Raw genomic sequence first — 23,426 nt, forward strand, 5'->3', positions numbered from 1 at the left:
TGATCCAGCGCACATACGGCCAGGGCGAGGAGTAGCCCGGTGAGAAGAATGCTCTACTCGCCCAAGGTGGCGCCCTACATCTTCGTGCTCCCGTTCGTGCTCACCCTGGCCATCTTCTGGATCAGCCCCCTGATCAAGTCCTTCATCATGAGCACGCAGGACATCATCCCGGGCTCCGTGACCAACGTCGGCCTGGCCAACTTCGAGCGGCTGATCGGCGACCGCCTCTTCTACGTCGCCCTCGGCAACTCCATGAAGTACATGATCTTCACGCTGATCCTGCTCATCCCCATCCCGCTGCTGCTCGCGGTGCTCATCAACTCGAAGCTGGGCAGCGACAAGATCAAGTCCGTCTTCAAGTCCGTCATGTTCATCCCGGCGCTCACGTCGGTGGTCGTCGCCGGCATCGTGTTCCGGCTGATCTTCAGCGAGTCCCCCACCGCGCTGATGAACCAGATCGTCGGAGCCTTCGGCATCGACCCGGTCAAGTGGCTCAAGGGCAGCGAGACCGGCTTCATGGCCCTCCTCACGGTCGCGAGCTGGCGCTGGACCGGCGTCAACATCCTCTACTTCCTCGCCGGCCTGCAGGCCATCCCCAACGACTACTACGAGGCCGCCGATCTCGACGGCGCCAACGCCTGGCAGAAGTTCTGGCACGTCACCGTGCCCCAGATCAAGCCCACCATCGTGTTCGTGATCACGATCAGCGTCTACGGCGGCCTGGCCATGTTCCTCGAGAGCTTCATGCTCTGGGGCGGCAACAACTCGCCGCAGAACATCGGCCTCACCATCGTCGGCTACCTCTACCGGCAGGGCATCGAGAAGAACGACCTCGGCTACGCCTCGGCGGTCGGCGTGGTGCTGCTCATCATCGTGCTCGCCATCAACATCCCGCAGCTCATCGCCACCGGGACCTTCAAGAAGGAGGAGCGATGACCGCGTCGTCGTCACAGGTGAAGCCGATCGACGCCCGCCTCACGGCGGACGAGGTCACGAAGGTCGGCAAGAACGGCCGCCAGATGAGCGACGAGGGCAAGGCCCATCGCCGTCGCTCCATCGGCAGGACCGCCCTGACGGTCGCGCTCTTCGCGGCGCTGGCCGCCCTGGTCCTCATCCCGTTCTGGGCGATCTTCGTCGCCACCTTCCAGGACGGCAACATGATCGTGCGCTACGGCCTCAACCTCGGCATCAACCTGTCGACGGCGAGCCTCGACAACTGGGTGGCGCTGTTCACGGACTCCGGCAGCTACTTCCGCTGGTTCTTCAACAGCACCCTGGTGACGCTGCTGCAGGTGGCCCTGACGCTGGCGATCAGCTCGTTCGTGGCCTACGGGTTCGCGATGTACGAGTTCCGCTTCAAGAGCACCCTGTTCGTCTCCGTGATCCTGCTCATGTCGGTGCCGTTCGAGATGCTCATGCTGCCGCTGTACATCCAGATCAACGACATGCAGCTCCAGGACACCTACACCGCCGTCATCTTGCCGTTCCTCGCTCACGCGGTGACCATCATGTTCTTCCGGCAGTACCTGCGCGGGATCCCCAAGGAGATCGTCGAGGCGGGCCGCATCGACGGGGTCTCCGAGATCGGCATCTTCTTCCGCCTCATCCTGCCGCTGACCAAGCCGGCCTTCGCCGCCATGGCCATCCTGAACGGCATGGGCAGCTGGAACAACTTCCTGTGGCCGCTGCTGGCCCTGCGCAGCCCTGACAAGTACACGCTGCCCATCGGCCTCAACACCCTGTTGACGCCCTACGGCAACAACTACGAGCTCCTCATCGTCGGGTCGTTCTTCTCGATGATCCCGATCTTCATCCTCTTCATCCTGTTCCAGCGGTTCTTCATCGAAGGCATGACCGCCGGCGCCGTCAAGGGCTGAGCCCACTCCCCCGTCCACCCCCTAGTCATCCACGTTCGTCAGCTGCTCCCCGGCACAGGTGCCGGAGGACAAGAAAGGAACACCCCAGATGAAACTCAAGAAGTTCGCGACAGCGGCTCTTGCGGCGGGCATGGCCACCCTGGCCCTGACCGCGTGCAACACCGCCACGCCCGACGCGGAGACCACCGCCGAGGGATCCATGATCACCCAGGAGGCCGTCGAGGGCGCCACCGAGCTCGAGCTCTGGACTTTCGTCGAGCTGCACGCGCAGTTCTACACCGAGATGGCCGAGATCTGGAACGAGCAGAACCCGGACAAGAAGGTCCAGATCGCCGTCAACGTCATGCCGTACGACGACATGCACAACAAGCTGCAGATCGCGCTCACCTCGGGCCAGGGCGCCCCGGACATCTCGGACATCGAGGCCGGCAAGTTCCCGCAGTTCACCCAGGGCACCCCGGCGCTGATGGACCTCACCGAGGCCGCCGCGCCGTACCGCGACGACATCGTCGAGGCCCGCCTCGACCTCTTCTCCAAGGACGACGCGCTGTACGGCCTCGACTTCCACGTCGGCGCCACCGTCGCGTTCTACAACACCGAACTGCTCGACGCCGCCGGGATCGACTACACGACGATCAAGACGTGGGACGACTACCAGGAGGCCGGGGCCAAGTACTTCGAGGCCACCGGCAAGTACCTCGGCACCGTCGACACCTCGGCCGCATGGCAGGAGGGCCTGCTGCTGGCCCAGCTCGGCGGCGAGTACTTCACCGACGACGGCAAGGTCAACGTCAACAGCCCCGAGATGATCGAGGCGCTCACCATCCTCAAGGGCCTGCAGGACGCCAACGCGGCCGCCGTCCCCCCGGGTGGCCAGCCTGACACCGAGGAAGCCTTCGGCGCCTACAACAACGGCGACTTCGCCGCCGCCGTGATGCCGTTCTGGTTCACCTCGCGCTACCTGGCCTACATGCCCGACTTCGCCGGCAAGATCGCCATCGCTCCCCCGCCCACCGTCGACGATCCGGTCAACGTCTCCGTCGGTGGCGGCGGCACGGGCACCGCGGTGATCAAGGACGGCGAGAACGCCGAGTTGGCCGCCGAGTTCATCGCCTGGGCCAAGCTGGGCACCGAGGGCAACGTCGCAACCTGGGAGCTCCTGGGCTTCGACCCGCTGAACACGGCGGTGTGGGCCGACGAGGCAATCACCCACAACCCGGAGAACAAGTTCGTCAAGTACTTCCAGAACAACCCGTTCGAGCCGCTCCTGGAGATCCAGGACAGCATCGGCCACCTGGAGTCCTTCACCAACGGCTCCATGCCTTCGGTGAACAACCTGCTCAACACCCAGACCCTCAACGACATCTTCGAAAACGGAGTGCCGATCGAGGACGCGCTGAACCAGGCGCAGTCTGACCTGCAGAACGAGCTCGGCGAGTAATCGTCGCTCTCCCATCCCTCTGAAACGGGGCGATCGGGCGCAGCCCGCGGGCTACCCGATCGCCCCGTTTCCCTTGCCCGGCCCACCGGCCGGGAGCCCCACACACCCGCCTGAGGAAGACCCCACACCATGAGCAACACCCGCATCACCGTCGACCCGGACTTCGTCGTCGGCCCCGTGCGCCCCCGGACCTTCGGCTCCTTCGTCGAGCACCTCGGGCGCTGCGTCTACACCGGCATCTACGAGCCCGGCCACCCCACCGCCGACGAGGACGGCTTCCGCACCGACGTGCTGGACCTGGTCCGCGAGCTCGGCGTCTCCACCGTCCGCTACCCCGGAGGCAACTTCGTCTCCGGCTACCGCTGGGAGGACGGCGTGGGCCCCGTGGAAAACCGCCCCGCCCGTCTCGACCTGGCCTGGCACTCCACCGAGCCCAACACCTTCGGCACCAACGAGTTCATGGCCTGGTGCGCCAAGGCCGACGTCGAGCCGATGATGGCCATCAACCTCGGCACCCGCGGCATCCAGGAGTCGCTGGACATCCTCGAGTACTGCAACGTGCCCTCCGGCTCCCACTTCGCCGACCAGCGTCGCGGCCACGGCGTCGAGGACCCGTACCGCGTGAAGATGTGGTGCCTGGGCAACGAGATGGACGGCCCCTGGCAGATCGGCCACAAGACCCCGCAGGAGTACGGCCGCCTCGCCGCCGAGACGGCCCGCGCGATGAGGATGATCGATCCCGGCCTCGAGCTGGTGGCGTGCGGCTCGTCCAACACCGAGATGCCCACGTTCGGCGAGTGGGAGCGCGTGGTGCTGACCGAGACCTACGACGTGGTGGACCTCATCTCCGCGCACGTCTACTACTACGAGGACGGCGGCGACCTGGGCTCGTTCCTGGCCTCTGCGGTCAACATGGACGATTTCATCGACGGCGTGGTCGCCACCGCCGACGCGGTGCGGACCGCGACGAAGCGCACCAAGCGGATCAACATCTCCTTCGACGAGTGGAACGTCTGGTACCAGCAGCGTGTGGAGTCCAAGGTCTCCGAGGGCGACGACTGGCCGGTGGCCCCCCGCCTGCTCGAGGACCTCTACAACGTGGCCGACGCGGTGGTGGTGGGCAACCTGCTCATCTCGCTGCTGCGCCACACCGACCGTGTGCACTCGGCCTCTCTGGCTCAGCTCGTCAACGTGATCGCCCCGATCATGACCGAGCCCGGCGGCCCGGCCTGGAAGCAGACCACGTTCCACCCCTTCGCCCTCACCTCGAAGTACGCCAAGGGTTCGGTGCTCAACGTGCCGATCCACAGCGGCACCTACGAGACGGCCAAGTACGGCGAGGTGTCGCTCGTCGACGCCGTCGCGACGCACGACGCGGAGACCGGCGAGGTCGCGGTGTTTGTGGTCAACCGTGGCATGGAGGGCGCGGCCCCGGTGGAGGTCAACCTCAAGGCGTTCGGGGAGGCCCGCCTCGTCGAGGCGGTCCAGCTGTCGAACCCGGACCACACGTGGGCGGCGTCGATGCAGGACTCGACCTCGGTCGAGCCGAGGGCGATCGACGGCGCGCAGATCGTCGACGGCGTCCTGAAGGCGGGGCTCCCGGCGGTGAGCTGGGCGATGTTCCGGATCGCCACCGCGTGATCTGACCTCGCCCACCGCCCAGGTGCCGGGAACCCTCCGTTGGTTGAGCCAGCCGCGGCGCGAAGCGCCCGCTGCTGCGTCGAAACCAACCCGCGCACGGTGCTGGGACTCCCCCCACGGGGGGGCCATACCAGCCACATCTGGCGGGCTCCCGGTGCCGGGAGCCCTGACACGAGGCCCGTGCGGCCCTTGATCACCGTTCTCCTCCCGGCCGCCGGCCGGTCAGGGGCCGGGTAGTTGAGGCCGCCCGGGCCTCGTCCCACGTCTCCCTGCACTCGTCTGCCCGTTGCGTGGTTCATCCCGGGCGTGTGCCGGCACGGCGGCCCTGGGTCAGGTCTGCTCAAGCGGGACGCCAGTTGGGCGATCCTCGGGCTGGGCATCACTGCGCGCAGCCGCCCCGCCGGCCCCCACCCTCGCACGCACACTCACGTCCCACCTCGCTGCTGACTCGTAAGACCTCCACCCCTCGGCGCGGGCTGCGCCGCTTCGCGGCTTTGCCCGGCTCAACCCAAGTCGACACGCGCTGAGCCGCAGGCGGCTCGGCGCGGCTCAACGAGCGGAACGAGGCGACCCGGGCCTCCTCACCGCTGGTTGAGCCGGGCCGCAAGGAGCGAAGCGACGCGCGCCCGCGTCGAAACCAACGTGAGTTCGGCAGCGACCTGAGGCAGGGTCCCGATGGCCCCCATCCATCCGGCAGGGTCAGATGTCGGCACCCGCGTAGCGGTCAGGGGCGTCGGCCATGCCGGCGGCCAGGGTTGAGCCGTCGGCGTCGTCGATCAACAGGAACGCCCCGCTGCGGCGAAGCTCCAGGTAGTCGTCGATGGGGAGGTCGTCGGCCAGCCGGACGCGGACGCGGCCGATGTCGTTGAGGCGCAGCTCCTGGGGTGCGCGCCGGTACTCGACCGAATCGATGTCCAGCTGGTCGATGATCTCCTCCACCATGGCGCGCACCGTGCGGGTGCCGGCGCGGAGCAGGACCCGGTCCCGCGGGCGCACCGGGCGCTCGGACAGCACGCAGACCGTGCCGCCCACCGAGCGCGTGACGTAGCCGCGACGCTTCGGGTCCGCGATGAGATCACCGCGCGAGATGTCGATGTCGTCGGCCAGCCGAAGCGTCACCGACTGCGGCGCGAACGCCACCTGGAGCTCCCGCACCGAGCCGTCGGCCTGCCCCTGGTCGATGCCGACGACGGTGGTGGTACGACCCCCCGGCAGCACGGCCACCTCGTCGCCCACCCGCACCACGCCGGCCGAGATGCGGCCCGCGTAGCCGCGGTAGTCGCGGTGCTCGCCCGATTGGGGGCGCAGCACCACCTGGACGGGGAAGCGCAGCGGCTGCTCGGACGGGTCGGTGCCCACGGGGACCGACTCCAGGTGCTCCAGCAGCGTGGGCCCGTCGTACCACGGGGTGTTGGCGGAACGGTCCACCACGTTGTCGCCCAGCAGCGCCGAGAGCGGCACCGCCACCACGTCGTCGATGTCGAAGCGGGCGGCCAGCTCGCGGGCGTCGGCCACGATCTGGTCGTAGCGCTCCCGGCTCCAGTCAACCAGGTCCATCTTGTTGACGGCCAGCGCGACGTGGCGCACACCCAGCAGCCCGGTGACCGCGACGTGACGCCGGGTCTGCTCGACCACTCCGTGCCGCGCGTCCACCAGGATCAGCGCGAGCTCGGCGGTGGAGGCGCCGGTGACCATGTTGCGGGTGTACTGCACGTGCCCGGGGGTGTCGGCCAGCACGTAGGAGCGGTTGGCGGTAGAGAAGTAGCGGTAGGCCACGTCGATGGTGATGCCCTGCTCGCGCTCGGCCCGCAGGCCGTCGGTGAGAAGCGCCAGGTCAGCGCCCTCGAGGCCGCGCTCGCGGGAGACCCGCTCCACGGCGTCGAGCTGGTCGGCGAGCACCGACTTGGTGTCGTAGAGCAGGCGCCCGACGAGCGTGGACTTGCCGTCGTCGACGGAGCCGGCGGTGGCCAGCCGGAGGAGGTCGTGCGTCATCAGAAATATCCCTGCTTCTTGCGGTCTTCCATGGCGGCCTCGGACAGCCGGTCATCGGCACGGGTGGCGCCGCGCTCGGTGATCCGCGACGCGGCCACCTCGAGGATCACGCCCGCGACATCCGAGGCGTCTGATTCGACGGCGCCCGTGCAGCTCATGTCGCCGACGGTGCGGTAGCGCACCACGCGCGAGACCGTGGTCTCGGACGCCTTCGGGCCGCCCCACTCCCCCGCGGTCAGCCACATGCCGTCGCGGTGGAACACCTCCCGCTCGTGGGCGTAGTAGAGGCTGGGCAGGGCGATGTTCTCACGCTCGATGTAGCGCCACACGTCCAGCTCGGTCCAGTTCGACAGCGGGAACACGCGCACGTGCTCGCCGGGCGAGTGCTTCCCGTTGTACAGGTCCCAGAGCTCGGGGCGCTGGCGGCGGGGGTCCCAGGCGCCGAACGAGTCGCGCAGGGAGAACACGCGCTCCTTGGCGCGGGCCTTCTCCTCGTCGCGGCGGCCACCCCCGAAGACGGCGTCGAAGCGGCCGGCCTCGATGGCGTCGAGCAGCGGGACGGTCTGCAGGGGGTTGCGGGTGCCGTCGGGCCGCTCGCGGAGGCGGCCGTCGTCGATGTAGTCCTGCACCTTGGCCACGTGGAGGCGGGCCCCGATGCGCGCGACGGTGTCGTCGCGGTAGGTCAGCACCTCGGGGAAGTTGTGGCCGGTGTCGACGTGCAGCAGCGCGAACGGCAGCGGCGCGGGCGCGAACGCCTTGAGCGCCAGGTGCAGCATGACGACGGAGTCCTTGCCGCCGCTGAAGAGGATGACGGGGCGCTCGAACTCGCCCTCCACCTCCCGGAAGATGTGGATCGCCTCGGACTCGAGGTGGTCCAGATGGTCGAGGGTGTATTCGGGGGGCAGTGTCATGTGTGCAGTCCGCATTCAGTCTTGTTCTTGCCGGCCCAACGGCCGGCTCGGGGGTCTTCTCCGGGGGCGACGGGGCGCGTGCAGGGCGCACAGCCGATCGACGCGTAGCCGCGCTCGCGCAGCGGGTTGAGGTGGACGTCCTCCTCGAACGCGAAGCGCTCCACGTCGTCGTCGTCCCAGGCCGCGATGGGGTTGAGCTTGACGATGCGGCGCTTCTCGTCGAACCCGACGAGCGTGATGTCGGTGCGGGTGGGGGCGTCGACGCGGCGCATGCCGGTGACCCACGCCTTGTGGCCCGCGATGGCGCGGTTGAGCGGCTCGACCTTGCGCATGGCGCAGCAGAGGTCCGGGTCGCGGTCGTGGAGCCGGGCCCCGTACTCCTGGTCCTGCTGGTTGACGGTGAGCAGCGGCAGGATGGTGCGGATCTGGACACGCTCGGCGTAGTGGTCCCGGGTTTCGAGCGTCTCTGCGAAGTGGTAGCCGGTGTCGAGGAAGAACACGTCCAGGCTGGGCGCGGACTGCGCGATCAGCTCGACGAGGACCTCGTCACCCATCGAGGAGGCGACGGTGACGTCCGCGCCGAAGGTCTGCTCAGCCCACTGGAGCACCTCGCGGCTCAGCTTGACCTTGCCGAGGTGGCCGGCGTAGGCGGGGTCCGACTCGAGGGCGGTGAATCGGGCGTTCGCCTCGTCGGCGATGGCGTGCAGGTCATCCATGGTGTGCGGCCTCCTCCTCGGCGATCCGTGCCGGTATGTGCTCGGTTGCCACCCGGTGCTGGGTGACGGAGAACACGCGCGCGCAGGCCAGGCAGTGCCAGGCCCCGGCCGGCTCCTCCACCGGGCGCAGGTCCTCCTCCGCGCAGAACGGGCAGTGGAAGATGACCGCGCTCATCGCAGGAGGTCCTCGTCAGCCCGGTGGGCCCAGTGCGCGAAGGGCTCGTCGGCCTCCCGCTGCGCGAGGAAGGTGCGGGCGAGGCGCTCGATGTAGTCCGGCAGGTCCGCCGCCGCGACCTTCAGCGCGCGGGTCTTGCGAGCCAGCTGTGGCGAGGCGCCGAGGCCACCGCCGAGGTGCACCTGGAACAGCTCCACGAGGTTGCCGTCTGCATCGGTCTGCACCATGCCCTTGAGCCCGACGTCCGCCACCTGCGTGCGGGCGCAGGCGTTGGGGCAGCCGTTGACGTGAACGGTGAACGGCACGTCGAACTCGGGCAGCCGGGCCTCCAGCTCCTCGACGACGAGCCGGGCGCGCGCCTTCGTCTCCACGAGGGCGAGCTTGCAGTACTCGATCCCGGTGCAGGCCATCACGCCGCGGCGGAACTCCGACGGCCGCGCGGGCAGATCCTCGGCGTCGAGCGCCTCCACCAGGGCCTCGACGTTGTCGCCGGGCACGTCGAGGACGAGCAGCTTCTGGTGGGGGGTGAGGCGGATGCGGCCGGAGCCGTGCTCGGCGGCCAGCTCGGCGATGCGGGTCAGGCGGGTGCCGGAGACGCGGCCGGCGATGGGGGCCACGCCGACCCAGAAGTTGCCGTCGGCCTGGGCGTTGACGCCCACGTGGTCGCGGCGGAGGTCGGCCGCGTCCTGCGGGGGACCGTCGATGAGCCGGCGGCCCAGGTACTCGGTCTCCAGTACCTGACGGAACTTCTCCGGCCCCCAGTCCGCCATGAGGAACTTGAGGCGGGCGCGGTTGCGGAGGCGGCGGTAGCCGTAGTCCCGGAAGATCGAGACGACGCCCTTCCACACCTCGGGGACCTCCTCCAGCGGCACCCAGGCGCCGAGGCGTTGGGCGAACATCGGATTGGTGGAGAGGCCGCCCGCTGCCCACACATCGAAGCCGGGGCCGTGCTCGGGGTGGACGACGCCGACGAAGGACACGTCGTTGACCTCGTGCGCGACGTCGAGGTTGGGGCTGCCGGAGATGGCGGTCTTGAACTTGCGCGGCAGGTTGGAGAACTCGGGGCTGCCGATGTAGTTGGCCAGGATCTCGCGCACGGCCGGGGTGCCGTCGACGATCTCGTTGGCGGCGATGCCGGCCACCGGCGAGCCGAGGATGACGCGCGGGGTGTCGCCGCAGGCCTCGGCGGTGGTGAGGCCGACGGCCTCGAGGCGGCGCCAGATCTCGGGAACGTCCTCCACCCGGATCCAGTGCAGCTGGATGTTCTGGCGGTCCGAGATGTCCGCGGTGTCGCGGGCGAACTCGGTGGAGATGCCGGCGATGACGCGCAGCTGCTCGTTGCTCAGGGCGCCGCCGTCGGAGCGGACGCGCATCATGAAGAACTCGTCGTCGAGCTCCTCAGGTGCCAGAGTGGCGGTCTTGCCACCGTCGATCCCGGGCTTGCGCTGCGTGTACAGGCCCCACCAGCGCATGCGGCCGCGGAGATCCTCCCCCGCGATGCTGGCGAAGCCCTCCTTGGAGTAGACCTCCTCGATCCGGGCGCGGACGTTGAGCCCGTCGTCGGCCTGCTTGAACACCTCATTGGGGTTCAGCGGCGTCCTGTCGCCATCGGCCCAGGCGCCGGTGGCCTGGTTGCGCTTGGGGCGGGTTACCGCTTCGGTCATCGTCGGTCCTTCGTCGGGGGCCTTGCTGCTACCACCAACCGGATGACGGGGCGGCTCATTCCCGACCCCCGCCCATGATCGCCATGGGCGAACAGCGCGCGTCAGGCCTCCGCCCCGTCGACCGTTGTCACCGCCCTTGCGCTGCCCTGCACCTCGATGGGGATGGAGTTGATTGCGATGATGCCGAGAAACAAAGTCTCGTAGGCGCCGCGGACAGTGACGTGGACACGTTCGCCGCCCTCCACGCGGGCCTCGCCGGTGAACCCCGCGGCCTGCGCGAAGCCGACCGCCTCGCGTTTGGCGGCGGCCACGTCGAGAGTGGCGCCGGACGGCGTGACGCGGATCTCGTGGGTCGCAGCCCGGGCCGCCTGGGCGGCGACGGCCCGCGCCTCCTGTTCGGCCGTGGTGTGCCCGGCGAAGTCGACGCCCAGCCCGACGGCGATGATGCAGGCCGGGAGCGAGACCGACGCCCACACCGACAAAGCCAGGCCGCGCTGGTCCCTGCGTGAGCGGGTCCGTGTACGGCTGGGAGATCCGGTCCGCCACGCGGCCGTCGGTGGTGTGCGGTCGGGCCTGCGCTTCACCGGAGCGTCACCGCCTGGACCTCGCCCACCACCACGTCCGCGGAGCGGCTCAGCTGGAGCGGAAGCGTGCCGGTGAAGCCGGCGGCGGACCAGTTGACGGACCAGGTGGAGGTCGCGGTGACGGTGTAGCGGCCGTCCTCGTCGTACACGTGGCCACAGTCCGGCGAGGCGATGTTCTTCCCGCCCTGCGTCCTCGCGGAGGACCACGCCGTGCCCCTCCCGCACGCGACGGTGGAGCCGTCGCCCATGTCCCACTGGACGCGCGTGGCGCCGGCGGTCAGCCTGACGGCTATCCCGGAGTCTGTGGCTGTCGCGGTGACGGGGCCCCACTGCTTGTCCGACGGCGAGTCCGCCCACAGCCAGGTGTGCCAGCCGACGAACCCCATGCGCTCGGTGGTGTCGCCGCGAGGCTGCATGCCGAGATCGATGGCCTCGAGCCCGATCGACGCCAGCACGCGTCGAGCGGCGGCCTCGGCGTCGGCTTGGGTCACAGCGTCCGGCGGGGCGGGCAGCCACCGGTAGAAAGTCATCCCTGGATCGGGGACCAAGGATCCGTTTGGGCCCACGCATTCGTAGATGTCACCGTCAGTCCGCCCTTCCCAGACGCCGTCGGACATCGGCGGCTGGACACCTGCCACCCGACACCAGGCAGAAACCGACGCACTCCAGCTGCCATACGACGTTCGGCACGGCAGCACACGACCCTCGAACGTGCAGACGCGAGCTGTCACCTGCGACGTTGACTCTCCCGAACCGCCGCTGGCGCCACCTGATTGTGCCGGCGCTTGAGCGGCAACCATGCAAACGCCTGTGTCTGGGTCAATGACGAGGCATGAGACGTCTGGACTCGCGGTAGCTGTCGGAGGGAGTACGAGGAGCCCTGTCAAAACTGCCGCGGCGGAGGCACACCTCTGCCAGTTCAGCACTGCGCAGCCTCGTTACGGATCAGCGCGACGCGCCAGACACCATCTTGGCCACGTTCGAGTGTGGCGGTCTCATCTAGAGTCGTCGGTCCCTCAACTGCTACGGGTGCTCCACTCGAATCGAGCAGCTGAACGTTGCTCCGATCCAGACAGTAGGTGACGTCCGCCTGTGCCAAACCGCCAACTTCTTCACGCGGGACTCCGACATTCACACCACGGAACTCCAGCCCGCCAACCGATCGCTGACCAGCATTTCTCAGGTTCCGGATCGATGCGAGGATGAGATCCTCCGCCTCCCCGGTCGTCACCCTCTGCGTTTCTGAGAGGTCCGTAAGAGTTGGGTCAGCGACGAATCGCGAGCGGACCTCCCAGTACTCCATCCAGGCTGCACGAATCGCCGCCTGATCGGGCGACTCCGTCGCGGGGGCGGGCGGGAACGACTCCACCGCCGTCGGCGAGGGGCTGGGGGTGGGCGACGGGCTCTGGGCAGGCGTCGGCGACACGCTCACCGTGGGCGACGCCGTCGGCGTGACGTCGGGGGTGCACCCGACGGCGAGCGCCACGACGGCGAGGGGCACGAGAAGGTGTCGCATGGGCGCTCCGATCGATGAGGTCGGGGCCCATTCAACCAAGCGACGGGGGTCATTTCCGCCGCGAGCACCCTCAGCTGTGGATAACTCCGCTCAGAGCACCGCACCGGGGCGGTACGCGGCGGCCTCGGGATCTGCCGCGACAACCTCGGCCACCTTCGCCGCAACCCGCGACACCTGCGCCTGCGCGGTTCCCGCCAGCTCGAGCGGGCTCACCACGAGGGCGCCCAGCTCGTCGCGGGTGAGGCCGAGCCGGTCGTCGCCCGCGAGCCTGTCGAGCAGGTCGTTGGCGCGCGCCCCCTTCCGGAGATCCAGCGCCACCGCAACCGCGTGCTCCTTGATGGCCTCGTGTGCCACCTCGCGGCCCACGCCCTTGCGGACGGCGGCCATCAGCACCTTGGTGGTGGTGAGGAACGGCAGGTAGCGGTCGAGCTCGGCCTCGATGACGGCGGGGAACGCGCCGAAGTCCGCCAGCACCGTGAGGAAGGTCTCGAACAGGCCGTCGAGCGCGAAGAACGCGTCCGGCAGCGCGATCCGGCGCACGACGGAGCAGGACACGTCGCCCTCGTTCCACTGGTCGCCGGCGAGCTCGCCCACCATGGACACGTAGCCGCGCACCACCACGGCCAGCCCGTTGACGCGCTCACAGGAGCGGGTGTTCATCTTGTGGGGCATCGCCGACGAGCCCACCTGCCCCTCCTTGAAGCCCTCGGTCACCAGCTCGAGGCCGGCCATGAGGCGGATGGTGGTGGCCACGTTCGAGGGCGCCGCGGAGATCTGCGCGAGCGCGGTGACCGCGTCGTAGTCGAGCGAGCGGGGGTAGACCTGTCCGGTCGAGGTGAGGACCGCGCCGAAGCCGAGCTCATCGGCGATCCGCTGCTCCAGCTCGGCGAGCTTGCCGGCGTCGCCGCCGAGGAGGTCCAGCATGTCCTGCGCGGTGCCGACGGGGCCCTTGATCCCGCGCGCCGGGTAGCGGGCGATGAGGTCGTCGAGGCGCGCCAGGCCGACGAGCAGCTCGTCGGCCGCCGTCGCGAACCGCTTGCCCAGGGTGGTGAGCTGCGCGGCCACGTTGTGCGAGCGCCCCGTCAGCGGCTGGTCCGAATACTGGGTGGCGAGGCGTGCCAGCTGCGCGAGCGTCGCGACCACGCGCACGCGGATGGCGCGCAGGGCGTCGAGCACCTGCAGCTGCTCGATGTTCTCGGTGAGGTCGCGGGAGGTCATGCCCTTGTGGATGTGCTCGAACCCGGCGAGGTCGTTGAACTCCTCGATGCGGGCCTTGACGTCGTGGCGGGTGATCCGCTCGCGGGCATTGATGGAGTCGAGGTCCACCTGGTCGATGACGCTCTCGTAGGCCGCGATCACCGCGTTGGCGTCAGCGCCGCCGAATTCGACGCCGAGGTCGCGCTGGGCGCGCAGCACCGCCAGCCACAGCTTCCGTTCGGAGACGATCTTGGCCTCGGGGGCCCAGATGTCGCGCATCTGCTGCGAGGCGTAACGGTTGGCCAGCACGTTGGGGACGCTCATGGCACCACAGCCTAGGACTCCCCCTGGGGATCGGCGAATGCCAGCCCCTGTTGCCCATGGGGACGGAGCCCCAGCGGAACGAGGGGCACAGATGGGATGTCGGACGGGAAAGCGGCTGTGCGCAGTGATGCCCATGGAGACGGCGACGGCGGAGACGTGAGGTGGGCGCGAGGGTGGGGGACGGCAGGGCGGCTGGGCGCAGGGATGCCCATGGACACGGCGACGGCGGGCAACGAGAGGTGCGCGCCAGGGCGGGGGACGGCAGGGCGGCTGGGCGCAGGGATGCCCAGCCCGAGGGGCACCCGGAAGAACCCGCCTGAAGCAGGCTCAAGCCAGGGCCGCCCTGCCGGCACACGCCCGGAGCCGACCACGCCATGGGCAGACGAGTGCAGGGAGACGTGAGACGAGGCCCGGGCGGCCTCAACTACCCAACCCAAGACCAACACGCGGCCAACAAGGTGACGGCGGACAAGGGCCGCACGGGCCTCGTGTCAGGGCTGCCGGCACCTGGCAGCGGGACGCAGTGCCAGGGACCCCAGTCCAAAGTGAGCCAACGCGGGTTTCGACACGCGCTGAGCCGCAGGCGGCTCGGCGCGGCTCAACCAGCGGAAGGGGACGGCTCGGCGCGGCTCAACCAGCTGTCGGAAAAGGCCCCGCACAGCCCAAGTCGACACGCGCTGAGCCGCAGGCGGCTCGGCGCGGCTCAACCAGCGTCGGAAGGGGGCAGGTCTCGAGGCGAGCAGGGGCGTGAGGTGTGCGCGAGGGTGGGGGACGGCAGGGCGGCTGGGCGCAGGCATGCCCAGACCGAGGGGCACCCAGAACAACCCGCCTGAAGCAGGCTTGAGCCAGGGCCGCCCTGCCGGCACACGCCCGGAATGAACCACGCCGCAGGCAAACCAGTGCAGGGAGACGTGAGACGAGGCCCGGGCGGCCTCAACTACCCGACCACAGCCGAGCAAGCGGCCGACAAGCAGACGGCGGACAAGGGCCGCACGGGCCTCGTGTCAGGGCTCCCGGCACCACACAGCGAGAACTCCAATCGCGAGAACCTCGGCCAACTCCATGGACAGCGTCAGTTGGTTTCGACACGCGCTGAGCCGCAGGCGGCTCGGCGCGGCTCAACCAGCGGAAAACGGGCGGCTCAACCAGCTGTCGGGGGGACGCGCCGCGGCGAGCTCGACCAGGTGTCGGGGGGACGCGCCGAGGGGGCTCAATCGGCGGGGTCGGGGAAGACGCCGTCGACGTACATCCACCGCCCGCCGCGACGCGCGAAGCGGGAGCGTTCCCGCAGCGCCCCGTCGCGATGCGCGGCCTCGAACTCCACCACGCCCTCCTTGTCGTCCAAGCCACCGTCGACCACGTCCACAACCGTCAGGCCCGTCCACTCCACACCGTGCGCCTTCACCGACTCGGGGCGGGTGGCGGGGTGCCAGGTGCGCCACAGGTAGTCGCCGTCGCCCACCACGAACGCGGAATACCGCGACCGCATCAGCTCCTCGGCCGTGGCCGCCTGACGCTCACCGGCCAGCAGCGGCCCGCAACACGTCCCCCAGTCCGCGCCGCCGCAGAGGCAGGGCTTCACGACAGCTCACCCACGAGGTGGGGCTTGCCCTCGCGGTTGACGACGGCGAACCTCCAGCCCCCGTCGTCCTGTGAGGCCGCGAAACGCACCTTCCCCGGCAGCAGGATGGGCTTGGCGAACTGCACCCGTACCGTGTAGGCGTCCGGCAGCCCGCCCCCCAAGGCCGCGACAGCGCGGGCATGCGTCCACATCCCGTGGATGATCGGCCGCGGGAAGCCGAACAGGCGGGCGGTCAGCGGGTTGAGGTGGATGGGGTTCGAGTCGCCCGAGACCGCCGCGTAGCGGCGCCCCAGGTCCGCGCCCAGCCGCCACTCCTGCGACGGCGCCACCGACGGTGCCTGCAGCCGCACCGGCGCCGGCGCCTCCCCCGCCACCTTCGCTCCTGAGGCCAGGTACACCGACACCCCCCGCCACACCAGCTCGTCGGACGCGTGGATCTCGCCCACCATGTCGAACGTGGCGCCCTTGGCGTGCGGCTGAAGGTTCTCGGCCCGCACCAGGATCCGGAGCGGCTCGTCGACCGTCACCGGCCGGTGCAGCGTCATCTCGTTGGTGACGTGCACCAGGCCCGCCAGCGGGAAGGGGAAGTCGTCGGCCGCCATCACCTCCATCTGCAGCGGGAAGGTCAGCACGTGCAGCCAGGTGGCGGGCATCCGGTCGCGCAGCGCGAAGCCGGTCTCGGCGCAGTACGCAGCCAGCCGCGACACCTCCACTCTGTGCGACATCACCAGATAGCTCCGGTCCGGCAGCGAGGAGACCTCCCCCGGCTTCTTCAGCATCCCCAGCGCCGCCTTGCCCAGCACGCCCGACGGCTCGGGCAGCCTCGGCAGGACGCGCACGTCGCGGCTCATCAGGCGCCCACCAGGTTCTGGCCGCACACCCGGATGACCTGGCCGTCCACCCCGCCCGACGACGGACCGCACAGGTAGGCCAGGGTCTCGGCCACGTCGACGGGGTTGCCGCCCTGGGTCAGCGAGTTGGAGCGACGGAAGATCTCGCGCTGCACGAAGGGGATGGCCGCGGTCATCTCGGTCTCGATGAACCCGGGCGCCACCGCGTTGACGGTGATCGGGCGGTCCGCGAGCTCGTCGCGCATCGCCCACACCAGGCCCATGACGCCGGCCTTGGAGGCGGCGTAGTTGGTCTGCCCCTTGTTGCCCGCCACTCCCGAGGTGGACGCGATCCCGACGATGCGCGCCGCCTGGCCGAGCCCCCCTGGCACGTCGTGGTTGAGGAGGTACTCGTTGATCCGCATCTCGGCGGCGAGGTTGACGTCGAGCACCGAGGACCACCGCTTCTCGTCGAGGTTGGCCAGCAGCTTGTCCCGCGTGATGCCTGCGTTGTGCACTAGGGCCCAGATCCGGGCGGACTCCCCGTGCACGTGTGCCACGTGGGCCGCGATCCGCTCCCCCGCGTCGGCCGAGGTGATGTCCAGCTGCAAGGCCGAGCCGCCGATGGCGTTGGCCACCCTGGCCAGCGCGTCCCCGGCCGCGGGGATGTCCACGGCCACCACCGTCGCCCCGTCGCGCGCGAAGGTGCGCGCGATCGCAGCGCCGATCCCCCTGGCGGCCCCGGTCACCACGACGACCCGCCCGTCGAACGGGCGCGCGGTCAGCTCGTGCGGATCCTTTGACGGGCCCACCCTCCACGTCTGCCCGCTCACGAAGGCCGACCGGCCCTCGAGCAGGAAGGACATGGTGGAGGCGAGGTCCGCGCCCGAGGTGCCGGTGCGCACGAACACCAGGTTCGACGTCGCGCCGCCCCGCAGCTCCTTGGCCACAGTGCGGTTGATCCCGTCGATGCCCTGGGCCACGGCCTTGGCCTCCAGCCCGGTCACGTCGCGGGCGTCGGTGGCCAGGATGATCACCCGCCCAGAGCCTTCAAGCCCGCGCATCGCAGGGCGCAGCACCTGGCGGATGCCCTCCAGCTGGGTGATCTCGCGCACCCCCGTGGCGTCGACGACGACCGCGCCGGGCTTCACCGGGTAGCGGGGGGCCTGGTCGCGGCCCTTCTCGTCCTTGGTGCGCGCCTCCGGAACGTCGAGCAGCGCCTCACCGGGCACGACGCCCAGCTGGGCCAACGTCGACGCCGCCAGGCCCCCACCGTCGAGCGCGCCCAGGACCACCGGGCCCGACGGCATCACGCGTCCGCGCCGCAGCACCGGCGGGTCTGCCAGCCCGGCCTTCCTGGCGACGAACTTCCCCGCGGGGGTGCCGTACAGCTTCTCCAACACGTCCATCTCATGCCTCCAGGATCGCGACGACGCCCTGGCCGCCGGCCGCGCAGATCGACACCAGCCCGCGGGACCCGGGCCCGCGCTCGTATAGCATCTTCGCCAGCGAGGCGACGATGCGGCCCCCGGTGGCGGCGAAGGGGTGGCCCGCCGCCAGCGAGGAGCCCTTCACGTTGAGCTTCGCCCGGTCCACCGTGCCCACGCCGCCAGCCTCCAGCGCCTTGATCGTGGCCAGCACCGTGGAGGCGAACGCCTCGTGGATCTCCAGGAAGTCGAAGTCCGCCAGGGTCAGGCCGTTGCGCTCGAGGAGCTTCGGGATGGCGCGCGTCGGCGCCAGGAGGAGGTCCTCCTTGCCCGTCGTGTAGTCCGCGGCGGCCACCTGCGCGTCCACCACCCTCGCCCAGACGGGCCAGCCGCGGCCGCGGGCATACTCCTCCTCCGCGAGGAGCACCAGGGCGGCGCCGTCGGTCAGTGCAGTCGAGTTGCCGGCTGTCATCGTGGCCTCGTCCCCCTTGCCGAAGACCGTGCGCAGCTTCCCCAGCGCCTCCTTCGTGGTGTCCGGGCGCAGGATCGCGTCCCGCGACACCTTCAGGTACGGCGTCACCAGGTCGTTGAAGAAGCCCTGGTCCCAGGCCGCCGCCAGGTTCTGGTGCGAGGCGAGCGCCAGGTCGTCCTGCTCTTCGCGTGTCACGCCCCACTTGGCGGTGGTCAGCGCCTGGGACTCGCCCATGCTCAGCCCGGTGCGGGGCTCGACGACGGCGGGTGGCACAGGCGCCAGGTCCGCCGGGCGGATGCGGGCCAGGGCGGCCAGCTTGTCCGGCAGCGTGCGCGCCCGCGACAGGGCCAGCATGGCCTTGCGCATCCCCTCGGAGGTGACCAGCGGCGCATCGGAGGCGGAGTCCACGCCGCCGGCGATGGCCACGTCCATCTGGCCCAGCCGGATCTTGTTGGAGGCGTAGACCACGGCCTCCAGCCCGGTGCCGCAGGCCTGCTGCAGGTCACACGCGGGGGTGTGCGGCGAGAGCGCGGAGCCCAGCACCGCCTCGCGGGTGAGGTTGAAGTCACGCGTGTGCTTGAGCACCGCACCGGCCACCACCTCGCCCACCTCCTGGCCCGCCAGGCCGAACCGGGCGACCAGGCCGTCGAGGGCGGCGGTCAACAGGTCCTGGGCTGAGGCCTCGGCGTACTTGCCGCCGGCCTTGACGAAGGGGGTGCGGTTGCCGCCCACCACCACTGCGGTGCGTGTCATCGACGTTGATCCTCTCGCTGGGGTATTCGATACCCACAGTAGCAGGTACGCAGAGTTTCAGGTACTCTGAGTTGCATGAAGATCGACGACGATCCCCCGACGGTGGCCGCGGCCCCCCAGCCCGACGGCCGCGCCTCCCGCTGGGACGAGCACAACAGCCTCCGCAGGCGGGCGCTGGTGGAGGACGCCGTGCGCGCCATCCGCGAGCACGGGCCCTCCGTGGGCATGGACGAGATCGCCGCGCTCAGCAAGACCTCGAAGACGGTCCTCTACCGCCACTTCGGGGACAAGGCCGGCCTGTACCGCGCCGTCGTGGAGTCGGTGCACGAGTTCATCCTGCGCAAGCTGCCGCTGGAGGACGCCGTCACCTTCGAGCCGCGGGACCTGGTGCGCACGCTGGCAGACGCCTACCTCGCCGTCGTGGAGCGGGACCGCAACCTGTACCTCTTCGTCTCCACCCGGCCCGCCGGGGAGACCCCTGTCGACGATCCGGTCCTCGGCATCACCACCCGCATCGGCAACGAGGTCGCGGACGCGTTCCGGTCCTGGCTCAGGCGCCACGGGCTCGACGAGGAGCCCGCCAACACATGGGGCCACGGCGCCGTGGGCTTCATCTGGGCGGTCGCCGACCGCTGGATCATCACCAACCTCAGACGGCCCCGCGCCGAGGTCGTCGACTACATCGATCAACTGTTCGCCCCGGCCTTCGCCGCGCAGACAAAGGAGCTGAGACCATGACACTGACCGCCACCCGAAGCACCCAGCCCGCCCCGCGGCCCGCCCCTCACGGCACCGCCATCTCGCCAACCGGCGAGGCCCTGCGCCGGGCGCTGGACGGACCGTTCCACGCCCTGAAGCAGCGCTGGCGCGACGAGGTGAGCGCTGACGACATCGTCCGCGACACCGCCCTCACCGTCGAGGAGGCCCGTGCCTGGACCCTCGACAGGGTCGCCAAGCTCTCCCGGCGCAACTTCGTCACCGCCGGCTTCCCCATCGCCCAGGGCGGCGTGGGCACCACTGCGGAGTCGGTGGCCAACTTCGAGATGGTGGCCATGGGAGACCTGTCGCTGACCATCAAGACGGGCGTGCAGCACGGCCTCTTCGGCGGCGCCATCACCAACCTCGGCACGCAGTACCACCACGAGACGTTCCTGCCGGGCGCCATCACCACCGAGCTCCTCGGCTGCTTCGCCATGACCGAGCTGGGCCACGGCTCGGACGTGCAGTCCATCGAGACCACCATCACCTGGGTGCCGGAGACCTCCGAGTTCGAGGTCCACTCCCCCACCCCGACGGCGACGAAGGCCTACATCGGCAACGCCGCCCGCGACGGGCGGATGGCCGCGGTGTTCGGCCAGCTGGTCGTCGACGGCGAGCACCGGGGCGTCCACGTGGTGCTGGTGCCCATCCGCGACGAGGCCGGGCGCGACCTCCCCGGCGTCACCACCGGGGACCACGGGCACAAGGGCGGGCTGCTCGGCATCGACAACGGCACCATCGCCTTCGACCACGTCCGCGTGCCCCGGCTGATGCTGCTGGACCGCTACGGCGGCGTCGACGAGGAGGGCCGCTACCAGTCGCCCATCGAGAGCAAGAATGCGCGCTTCTTCACCATGCTCGGCACGCTGGTGCGCGGCCGGATCTGCGTGGGCGGCGGCGCCGCCTCGGCCGCCCGCAAGGCGCTCACCATCGCCGTGCGCTACGGCGACACGCGACGGCAGTTCCGCCGCCCCGGCCTGGGCGAGGAGATCCTGCTGCTGGACTACCTCTCGCACCAGCGCCGGCTCCTCCCTCATGTGGCCAGGGCATATGCCTATGGCTTCGCGCAGAACGAGCTGGCCCAGCGCCTGCAGCAGGTGATGGACGCCGACGGCTCGGACGTCCGGGCCTCGCGAGAGCTCGAGACCCGCGCGGCCGGCATGAAGGCGGTGCTGACCCGCTGGGCGCTGGACTCCATGCAGGAGGCCCGCGAGGCGTGCGGCGGCGCCGGCTACATGTCAGACAACGGCATCACCATGGCCAGGCAGGACGCCGACATCTTCGCCACCTTCGAGGGCGACAACACCGTCCTGCTGCAGCTCGTCGCCAAGGCCCTGCTCCTGGAGTACAAGTCCACCTGGGGAGACATGGACATGCGCGGCACCGCGCAGAAGACCGCCGCCATGATCGGCCAGACCGTCCTCGAGCGCACCACGGCGCGCTCGCTCATCGACCGCCTCATCGCCGTGGCCGACCGCAAGCCGGACTCGGAGCGGATGCGGGCCCGCGGCTGGCACGTGCAGATGTTCGAGTTCCGGGAGAAGCACGTCGTCGAGGGGCTGGCCAGGCGGATGCGCGCCGCGACCAAGCTGCCGGAGGACCAGCAGAACGCCGCGCTCAACGCGCTGCAGACCCACATGCTGGAGGCGGCGAAGGCGCACGTGGACCGCGTGGTGCTGGAGGCCTTCATCGAGGGGATCGAGCAGTGCGACGACGACTACGTCACGGCGCTCCTGGTGAAGGTGTGCGACCTGTACGCCCTCGCCACCATCGAGTCGAACCGCGCCTGGTACCTGGAGCACGAGGTGTTCGACCCGCGCCGGAGCAAGGCGATCAGCGCCACCGTCGACGACCTCTGCGGCGAGCTGCGCCCCCGCGCGCGAGAGCTCGCCGAGGGCCTCGGTGTGCCGACGCAGTGGCTGAAGCACCCCCGCGAGGCGGTTCCCCCGCTGCTGCCCTGACCTACTGGTACGACACGAAGTTGGGGCGCGGCTCCACGTCCTGCATCGTCTCCTGGGGCGTCATCGTCGGGGAGTCCTCGTCGATGAAGTTCTTCCAGCCAAGCCAGACGTCCGCGGGCAGCCCCTCCTTGAGGTTGCGCCAGGTCTCCTGCTTGAGCGGAGCGTTGCCGTGGCCGTCGGCGTGGACGAGGTACTGGATCTCGTCGCGGGTGGTGTCGAGGCGCTCGCGCCCCACGATCATGCGCTGCTGGAACTGGTGCAGGATGAGCACCTTCGGCGGGAGGCCGTTGGCCGCCACCAGGTCTGCCAGCCACGCGCCTGTGGCGTTGACCTCCTCCACCGTCACCTGGCCGATGATGGTCATGTGCCGCTGGCCGGGCTTCAGCCGCCACTCGGGGTCCAGCGCCAGGCCGACGGTGGGCCGCTTGAGCAGCTCCTCGTACCGCTTGGCCTGGGTGAGGAAGTCGGTGTGCCCGGGCTGGAGGTCGAGCACGCAGTAGATCCCGGCGGCCTCGGCCGCCTCGATGTAGGGCAGCAGCTGCTCGACGGGGGTCTCGTAGGAGTAGTCGCCGTCGGCGCCCGAGGAGGCGCTGGCCACCGTCGTGATGATCTCGAAGGCGCCGATGACCGGCACGTCGCTGAACGCCTGGTACTGGGCCGCGATGGTCTGGACCCGGGTGACGGACTCGGCCGGCCCCTGCTCGCCGAGCAGGCCGAGCGTGCCGCCCGAGGGGTGCCCGTAGAGCGCCACCATCATGCGGCCGGGGAACGGCGCCACCCCGCCGCCGGGCAGCTCGGCCAGGGTGCGGGCGGCCTCGACACGGGCGGCGAACCGGGCAGTGTCGCCGAAGGCCCCCACGCCGAGGACGCCACCGGTGGCGCCCTTGACCAGCGCCACCGACTCCGCCGTCGCGCGGGGGTCGTCGTACGTCACCTCGCCCAGCTCGATGCCGGCGGCCGACAGGATCGACGCGGTGGACGGCCCGACGCTTGAGCCCGACAGCCGGAGCGCGAGTGTCGCGGCGGGCTCGGCCGTCGCGGGCACGCCGTCGGGGCTCATGGTCGGCGGCCCGCTGGGCAGCTGGAGGACCTCCCGGTCCCCGAAGTCGCCACCGGCCCCGTAGGAGATGACGGTGCGGGTCTGCAGGCGGTCGAGCTCGGCCGCGAGCTCCGGGCCGGCCAGGAACAGCGGCAGGCCCCAGTCCGCGGCGGTCGCGGCCGCCGTCTCGAGGTCGCCGCCCTGGGCCACGCTCGGCGACGGCGCGGCGCTCGGCGATCCCGACGGAGACGCCGACGGCGAAGCGGCCGGCGACGAGGGAGCCGGCTGCACCACCACCACGGCGGTGGCCTCGGCCAGGACCAGCCGGCTCAGCGCGAGGGCACCCGCGTCGTCTGCCGGAAGCACGGCCGACGAGACGTCCGGGTTGGCCACGACGCGGTGCCCGACCCGGGTGGGCGAGGCCTCAGCCGCTGGGTTGGTCGGAGTGCCGGACGATGTGCCGGCCCCACCCTCACCGGGTGTGCCGGTGCAGCCGGAGGCCGCGACGACCGCGCCAGCGGCGAGCCCGAGGAGGGCGATGCGTCGTGTGATCATCCACCGAGCC

The 23,426-nt window shown here is 70.2% G+C and carries 20 protein-coding genes; 6 read left to right on the plus strand and 14 right to left on the minus strand.

What is annotated here, in order from left to right:
• Positions 1–48: 48 nt before the first annotated feature.
• The 4 genes from ACX1D3_RS15385 to arfA all read left to right on the plus strand — a co-directional run bounded on the left by ACX1D3_RS15385 (position 49) and on the right by arfA (position 4,959).
• Entirely contained in the window at positions 49–936 is an 888-nt protein-coding gene (locus ACX1D3_RS15385) for a carbohydrate ABC transporter permease (protein ID WP_458996571.1), read from the plus strand.
• Positions 933–1,877, plus strand: a complete 945-nt coding sequence (locus ACX1D3_RS15390; protein ID WP_458994680.1) for a carbohydrate ABC transporter permease — start codon at positions 933–935, stop codon at positions 1,875–1,877. Before ACX1D3_RS15385 ends, ACX1D3_RS15390 begins: the two co-directional genes overlap by 4 nt.
• Positions 1,878–1,965: 88 nt before the next feature.
• Positions 1,966–3,318 carry an ABC transporter substrate-binding protein gene (locus ACX1D3_RS15395; protein ID WP_458994681.1) on the plus strand — a complete coding sequence of 451 codons (1,353 nt, stop codon included), beginning with the start codon at positions 1,966–1,968 and terminating at the stop codon, positions 3,316–3,318.
• Positions 3,319–3,447: 129 nt separating this feature from the next.
• On the plus strand, positions 3,448–4,959 hold the full coding sequence (arfA, locus tag ACX1D3_RS15400; protein WP_458994682.1) for an arabinosylfuranosidase ArfA: 1,512 nt from the start codon (positions 3,448–3,450) through the stop codon (positions 4,957–4,959).
• Between the two features lie 699 nt (positions 4,960–5,658).
• On the opposite strand, the gene cysN is transcribed toward arfA, so the two are convergent.
• The 13 genes from cysN to ACX1D3_RS15465 all read right to left on the minus strand — a co-directional run bounded on the left by cysN (position 5,659) and on the right by ACX1D3_RS15465 (position 19,102).
• The gene (gene cysN, locus ACX1D3_RS15405) at positions 5,659–6,951 is read right to left on the minus strand and encodes a sulfate adenylyltransferase subunit CysN (RefSeq protein ID WP_458994683.1); all 1,293 of its coding nucleotides are present in this window, start codon (positions 6,949–6,951) and stop codon (positions 5,659–5,661) included.
• Positions 6,951–7,862, minus strand: a complete 912-nt coding sequence (cysD, locus tag ACX1D3_RS15410; protein WP_458994684.1) for a sulfate adenylyltransferase subunit CysD — start codon at positions 7,860–7,862, stop codon at positions 6,951–6,953. Before cysD ends, cysN begins: the two co-directional genes overlap by 1 nt.
• Positions 7,859–8,578 carry a phosphoadenylyl-sulfate reductase gene (locus tag ACX1D3_RS15415; protein WP_458994685.1) on the minus strand — a complete coding sequence of 240 codons (720 nt, stop codon included), beginning with the start codon at positions 8,576–8,578 and terminating at the stop codon, positions 7,859–7,861. Before ACX1D3_RS15415 ends, cysD begins: the two co-directional genes overlap by 4 nt.
• On the minus strand, positions 8,571–8,753 hold the full coding sequence (locus ACX1D3_RS15420) for a hypothetical protein (protein ID WP_458994686.1): 183 nt from the start codon (positions 8,751–8,753) through the stop codon (positions 8,571–8,573). Before ACX1D3_RS15420 ends, ACX1D3_RS15415 begins: the two co-directional genes overlap by 8 nt.
• On the minus strand, positions 8,750–10,417 hold the full coding sequence (locus ACX1D3_RS15425) for a nitrite/sulfite reductase (protein ID WP_458994687.1): 1,668 nt from the start codon (positions 10,415–10,417) through the stop codon (positions 8,750–8,752). The genes ACX1D3_RS15420 and ACX1D3_RS15425 overlap by 4 nt, the downstream gene beginning before the upstream one ends.
• A gap of 101 nt (positions 10,418–10,518) precedes the next feature.
• A complete protein-coding gene (locus tag ACX1D3_RS15430; RefSeq protein WP_458994688.1) occupies positions 10,519–10,893 on the minus strand; it encodes a hypothetical protein in 375 nt (124 codons plus the stop codon).
• A 104-nt stretch (positions 10,894–10,997) separates the two neighbouring features.
• On the minus strand, positions 10,998–11,531 hold the full coding sequence (locus ACX1D3_RS15435; protein ID WP_458994689.1) for a hypothetical protein: 534 nt from the start codon (positions 11,529–11,531) through the stop codon (positions 10,998–11,000).
• A 389-nt stretch (positions 11,532–11,920) separates the two neighbouring features.
• The gene (locus tag ACX1D3_RS15440) at positions 11,921–12,517 is read right to left on the minus strand and encodes a hypothetical protein (protein ID WP_458994690.1); all 597 of its coding nucleotides are present in this window, start codon (positions 12,515–12,517) and stop codon (positions 11,921–11,923) included.
• Positions 12,518–12,607: 90 nt separating this feature from the next.
• On the minus strand, positions 12,608–14,038 hold the full coding sequence (gene purB, locus ACX1D3_RS15445; protein ID WP_458994691.1) for an adenylosuccinate lyase: 1,431 nt from the start codon (positions 14,036–14,038) through the stop codon (positions 12,608–12,610).
• 1,210 nt (positions 14,039–15,248) lie between these two features.
• Positions 15,249–15,620, minus strand: coding sequence for a YchJ family protein (locus ACX1D3_RS15450; RefSeq protein WP_458994692.1), 372 nt, complete (start codon positions 15,618–15,620; stop codon positions 15,249–15,251).
• Positions 15,617–16,471: a MaoC family dehydratase gene (locus tag ACX1D3_RS15455; protein WP_458994693.1), complete on the minus strand. Its 855-nt coding sequence runs from the start codon at positions 16,469–16,471 to the stop codon at positions 15,617–15,619. The genes ACX1D3_RS15450 and ACX1D3_RS15455 overlap by 4 nt, the downstream gene beginning before the upstream one ends.
• Positions 16,471–17,859 carry a 3-oxoacyl-ACP reductase gene (locus ACX1D3_RS15460; RefSeq protein WP_458994694.1) on the minus strand — a complete coding sequence of 463 codons (1,389 nt, stop codon included), beginning with the start codon at positions 17,857–17,859 and terminating at the stop codon, positions 16,471–16,473. The genes ACX1D3_RS15455 and ACX1D3_RS15460 overlap by 1 nt, the downstream gene beginning before the upstream one ends.
• A gap of 1 nt (position 17,860) precedes the next feature.
• Positions 17,861–19,102: an acetyl-CoA C-acetyltransferase gene (locus ACX1D3_RS15465; protein WP_458994695.1), complete on the minus strand. Its 1,242-nt coding sequence runs from the start codon at positions 19,100–19,102 to the stop codon at positions 17,861–17,863.
• Between the two features lie 75 nt (positions 19,103–19,177).
• Between ACX1D3_RS15465 and ACX1D3_RS15470 the strand changes: the two genes are divergently transcribed.
• Positions 19,178–19,840 (plus strand): TetR/AcrR family transcriptional regulator, encoded by a 663-nt coding sequence (locus ACX1D3_RS15470; RefSeq protein ID WP_458994696.1) that lies wholly within the window; start codon positions 19,178–19,180, stop codon positions 19,838–19,840.
• Positions 19,837–21,822, plus strand: a complete 1,986-nt coding sequence (locus tag ACX1D3_RS15475) for an acyl-CoA dehydrogenase family protein (RefSeq protein WP_458994697.1) — start codon at positions 19,837–19,839, stop codon at positions 21,820–21,822. Before ACX1D3_RS15470 ends, ACX1D3_RS15475 begins: the two co-directional genes overlap by 4 nt.
• Before the next feature lies 1 nt (position 21,823).
• Here the strand turns inward: ACX1D3_RS15475 and ACX1D3_RS15480 are convergent, their stop codons facing one another.
• Positions 21,824–23,416: a hypothetical protein gene (locus ACX1D3_RS15480; protein ID WP_458994698.1), complete on the minus strand. Its 1,593-nt coding sequence runs from the start codon at positions 23,414–23,416 to the stop codon at positions 21,824–21,826.
• Between the last annotated feature and the right edge of the window lie 10 nt (positions 23,417–23,426).

It is taken from the genome of Tessaracoccus yangjingae (assembly GCF_054483935.1).

What these genes read in the sequence shown, in the direction of transcription:
- ACX1D3_RS15480 (WP_458994698.1), bottom strand. Translation starts at nt 23,416, where the DNA reads ATGATCACACGACGCATCGCCCTCCTCGGGCTCGCCGCTGGCGCGGTC.
- ACX1D3_RS15470 (WP_458994696.1), top strand. Translation starts at nt 19,178, where the DNA reads ATGAAGATCGACGACGATCCCCCGACGGTGGCCGCGGCCCCCCAGCCC.
- ACX1D3_RS15465 (WP_458994695.1), bottom strand. Translation starts at nt 19,102, where the DNA reads ATGACACGCACCGCAGTGGTGGTGGGCGGCAACCGCACCCCCTTCGTC.
- ACX1D3_RS15460 (WP_458994694.1), bottom strand. Translation starts at nt 17,859, where the DNA reads ATGGACGTGTTGGAGAAGCTGTACGGCACCCCCGCGGGGAAGTTCGTC.
- ACX1D3_RS15385 (WP_458996571.1), top strand. Translation starts at nt 49, where the DNA reads ATGCTCTACTCGCCCAAGGTGGCGCCCTACATCTTCGTGCTCCCGTTC.
- ACX1D3_RS15395 (WP_458994681.1), top strand. Translation starts at nt 1,966, where the DNA reads ATGAAACTCAAGAAGTTCGCGACAGCGGCTCTTGCGGCGGGCATGGCC.
- ACX1D3_RS15440 (WP_458994690.1), bottom strand. Translation starts at nt 12,517, where the DNA reads ATGCGACACCTTCTCGTGCCCCTCGCCGTCGTGGCGCTCGCCGTCGGG.
- cysN (WP_458994683.1), bottom strand. Translation starts at nt 6,951, where the DNA reads ATGACGCACGACCTCCTCCGGCTGGCCACCGCCGGCTCCGTCGACGAC.
- cysD (WP_458994684.1), bottom strand. Translation starts at nt 7,862, where the DNA reads ATGACACTGCCCCCCGAATACACCCTCGACCATCTGGACCACCTCGAG.
- ACX1D3_RS15435 (WP_458994689.1), bottom strand. Translation starts at nt 11,531, where the DNA reads ATGACTTTCTACCGGTGGCTGCCCGCCCCGCCGGACGCTGTGACCCAA.
- ACX1D3_RS15415 (WP_458994685.1), bottom strand. Translation starts at nt 8,578, where the DNA reads ATGGATGACCTGCACGCCATCGCCGACGAGGCGAACGCCCGATTCACC.
- ACX1D3_RS15390 (WP_458994680.1), top strand. Translation starts at nt 933, where the DNA reads ATGACCGCGTCGTCGTCACAGGTGAAGCCGATCGACGCCCGCCTCACG.
- ACX1D3_RS15475 (WP_458994697.1), top strand. Translation starts at nt 19,837, where the DNA reads ATGACACTGACCGCCACCCGAAGCACCCAGCCCGCCCCGCGGCCCGCC.
- ACX1D3_RS15420 (WP_458994686.1), bottom strand. Translation starts at nt 8,753, where the DNA reads ATGAGCGCGGTCATCTTCCACTGCCCGTTCTGCGCGGAGGAGGACCTG.
- ACX1D3_RS15455 (WP_458994693.1), bottom strand. Translation starts at nt 16,471, where the DNA reads ATGAGCCGCGACGTGCGCGTCCTGCCGAGGCTGCCCGAGCCGTCGGGC.
- arfA (WP_458994682.1), top strand. Translation starts at nt 3,448, where the DNA reads ATGAGCAACACCCGCATCACCGTCGACCCGGACTTCGTCGTCGGCCCC.
- purB (WP_458994691.1), bottom strand. Translation starts at nt 14,038, where the DNA reads ATGAGCGTCCCCAACGTGCTGGCCAACCGTTACGCCTCGCAGCAGATG.
- ACX1D3_RS15425 (WP_458994687.1), bottom strand. Translation starts at nt 10,417, where the DNA reads ATGACCGAAGCGGTAACCCGCCCCAAGCGCAACCAGGCCACCGGCGCC.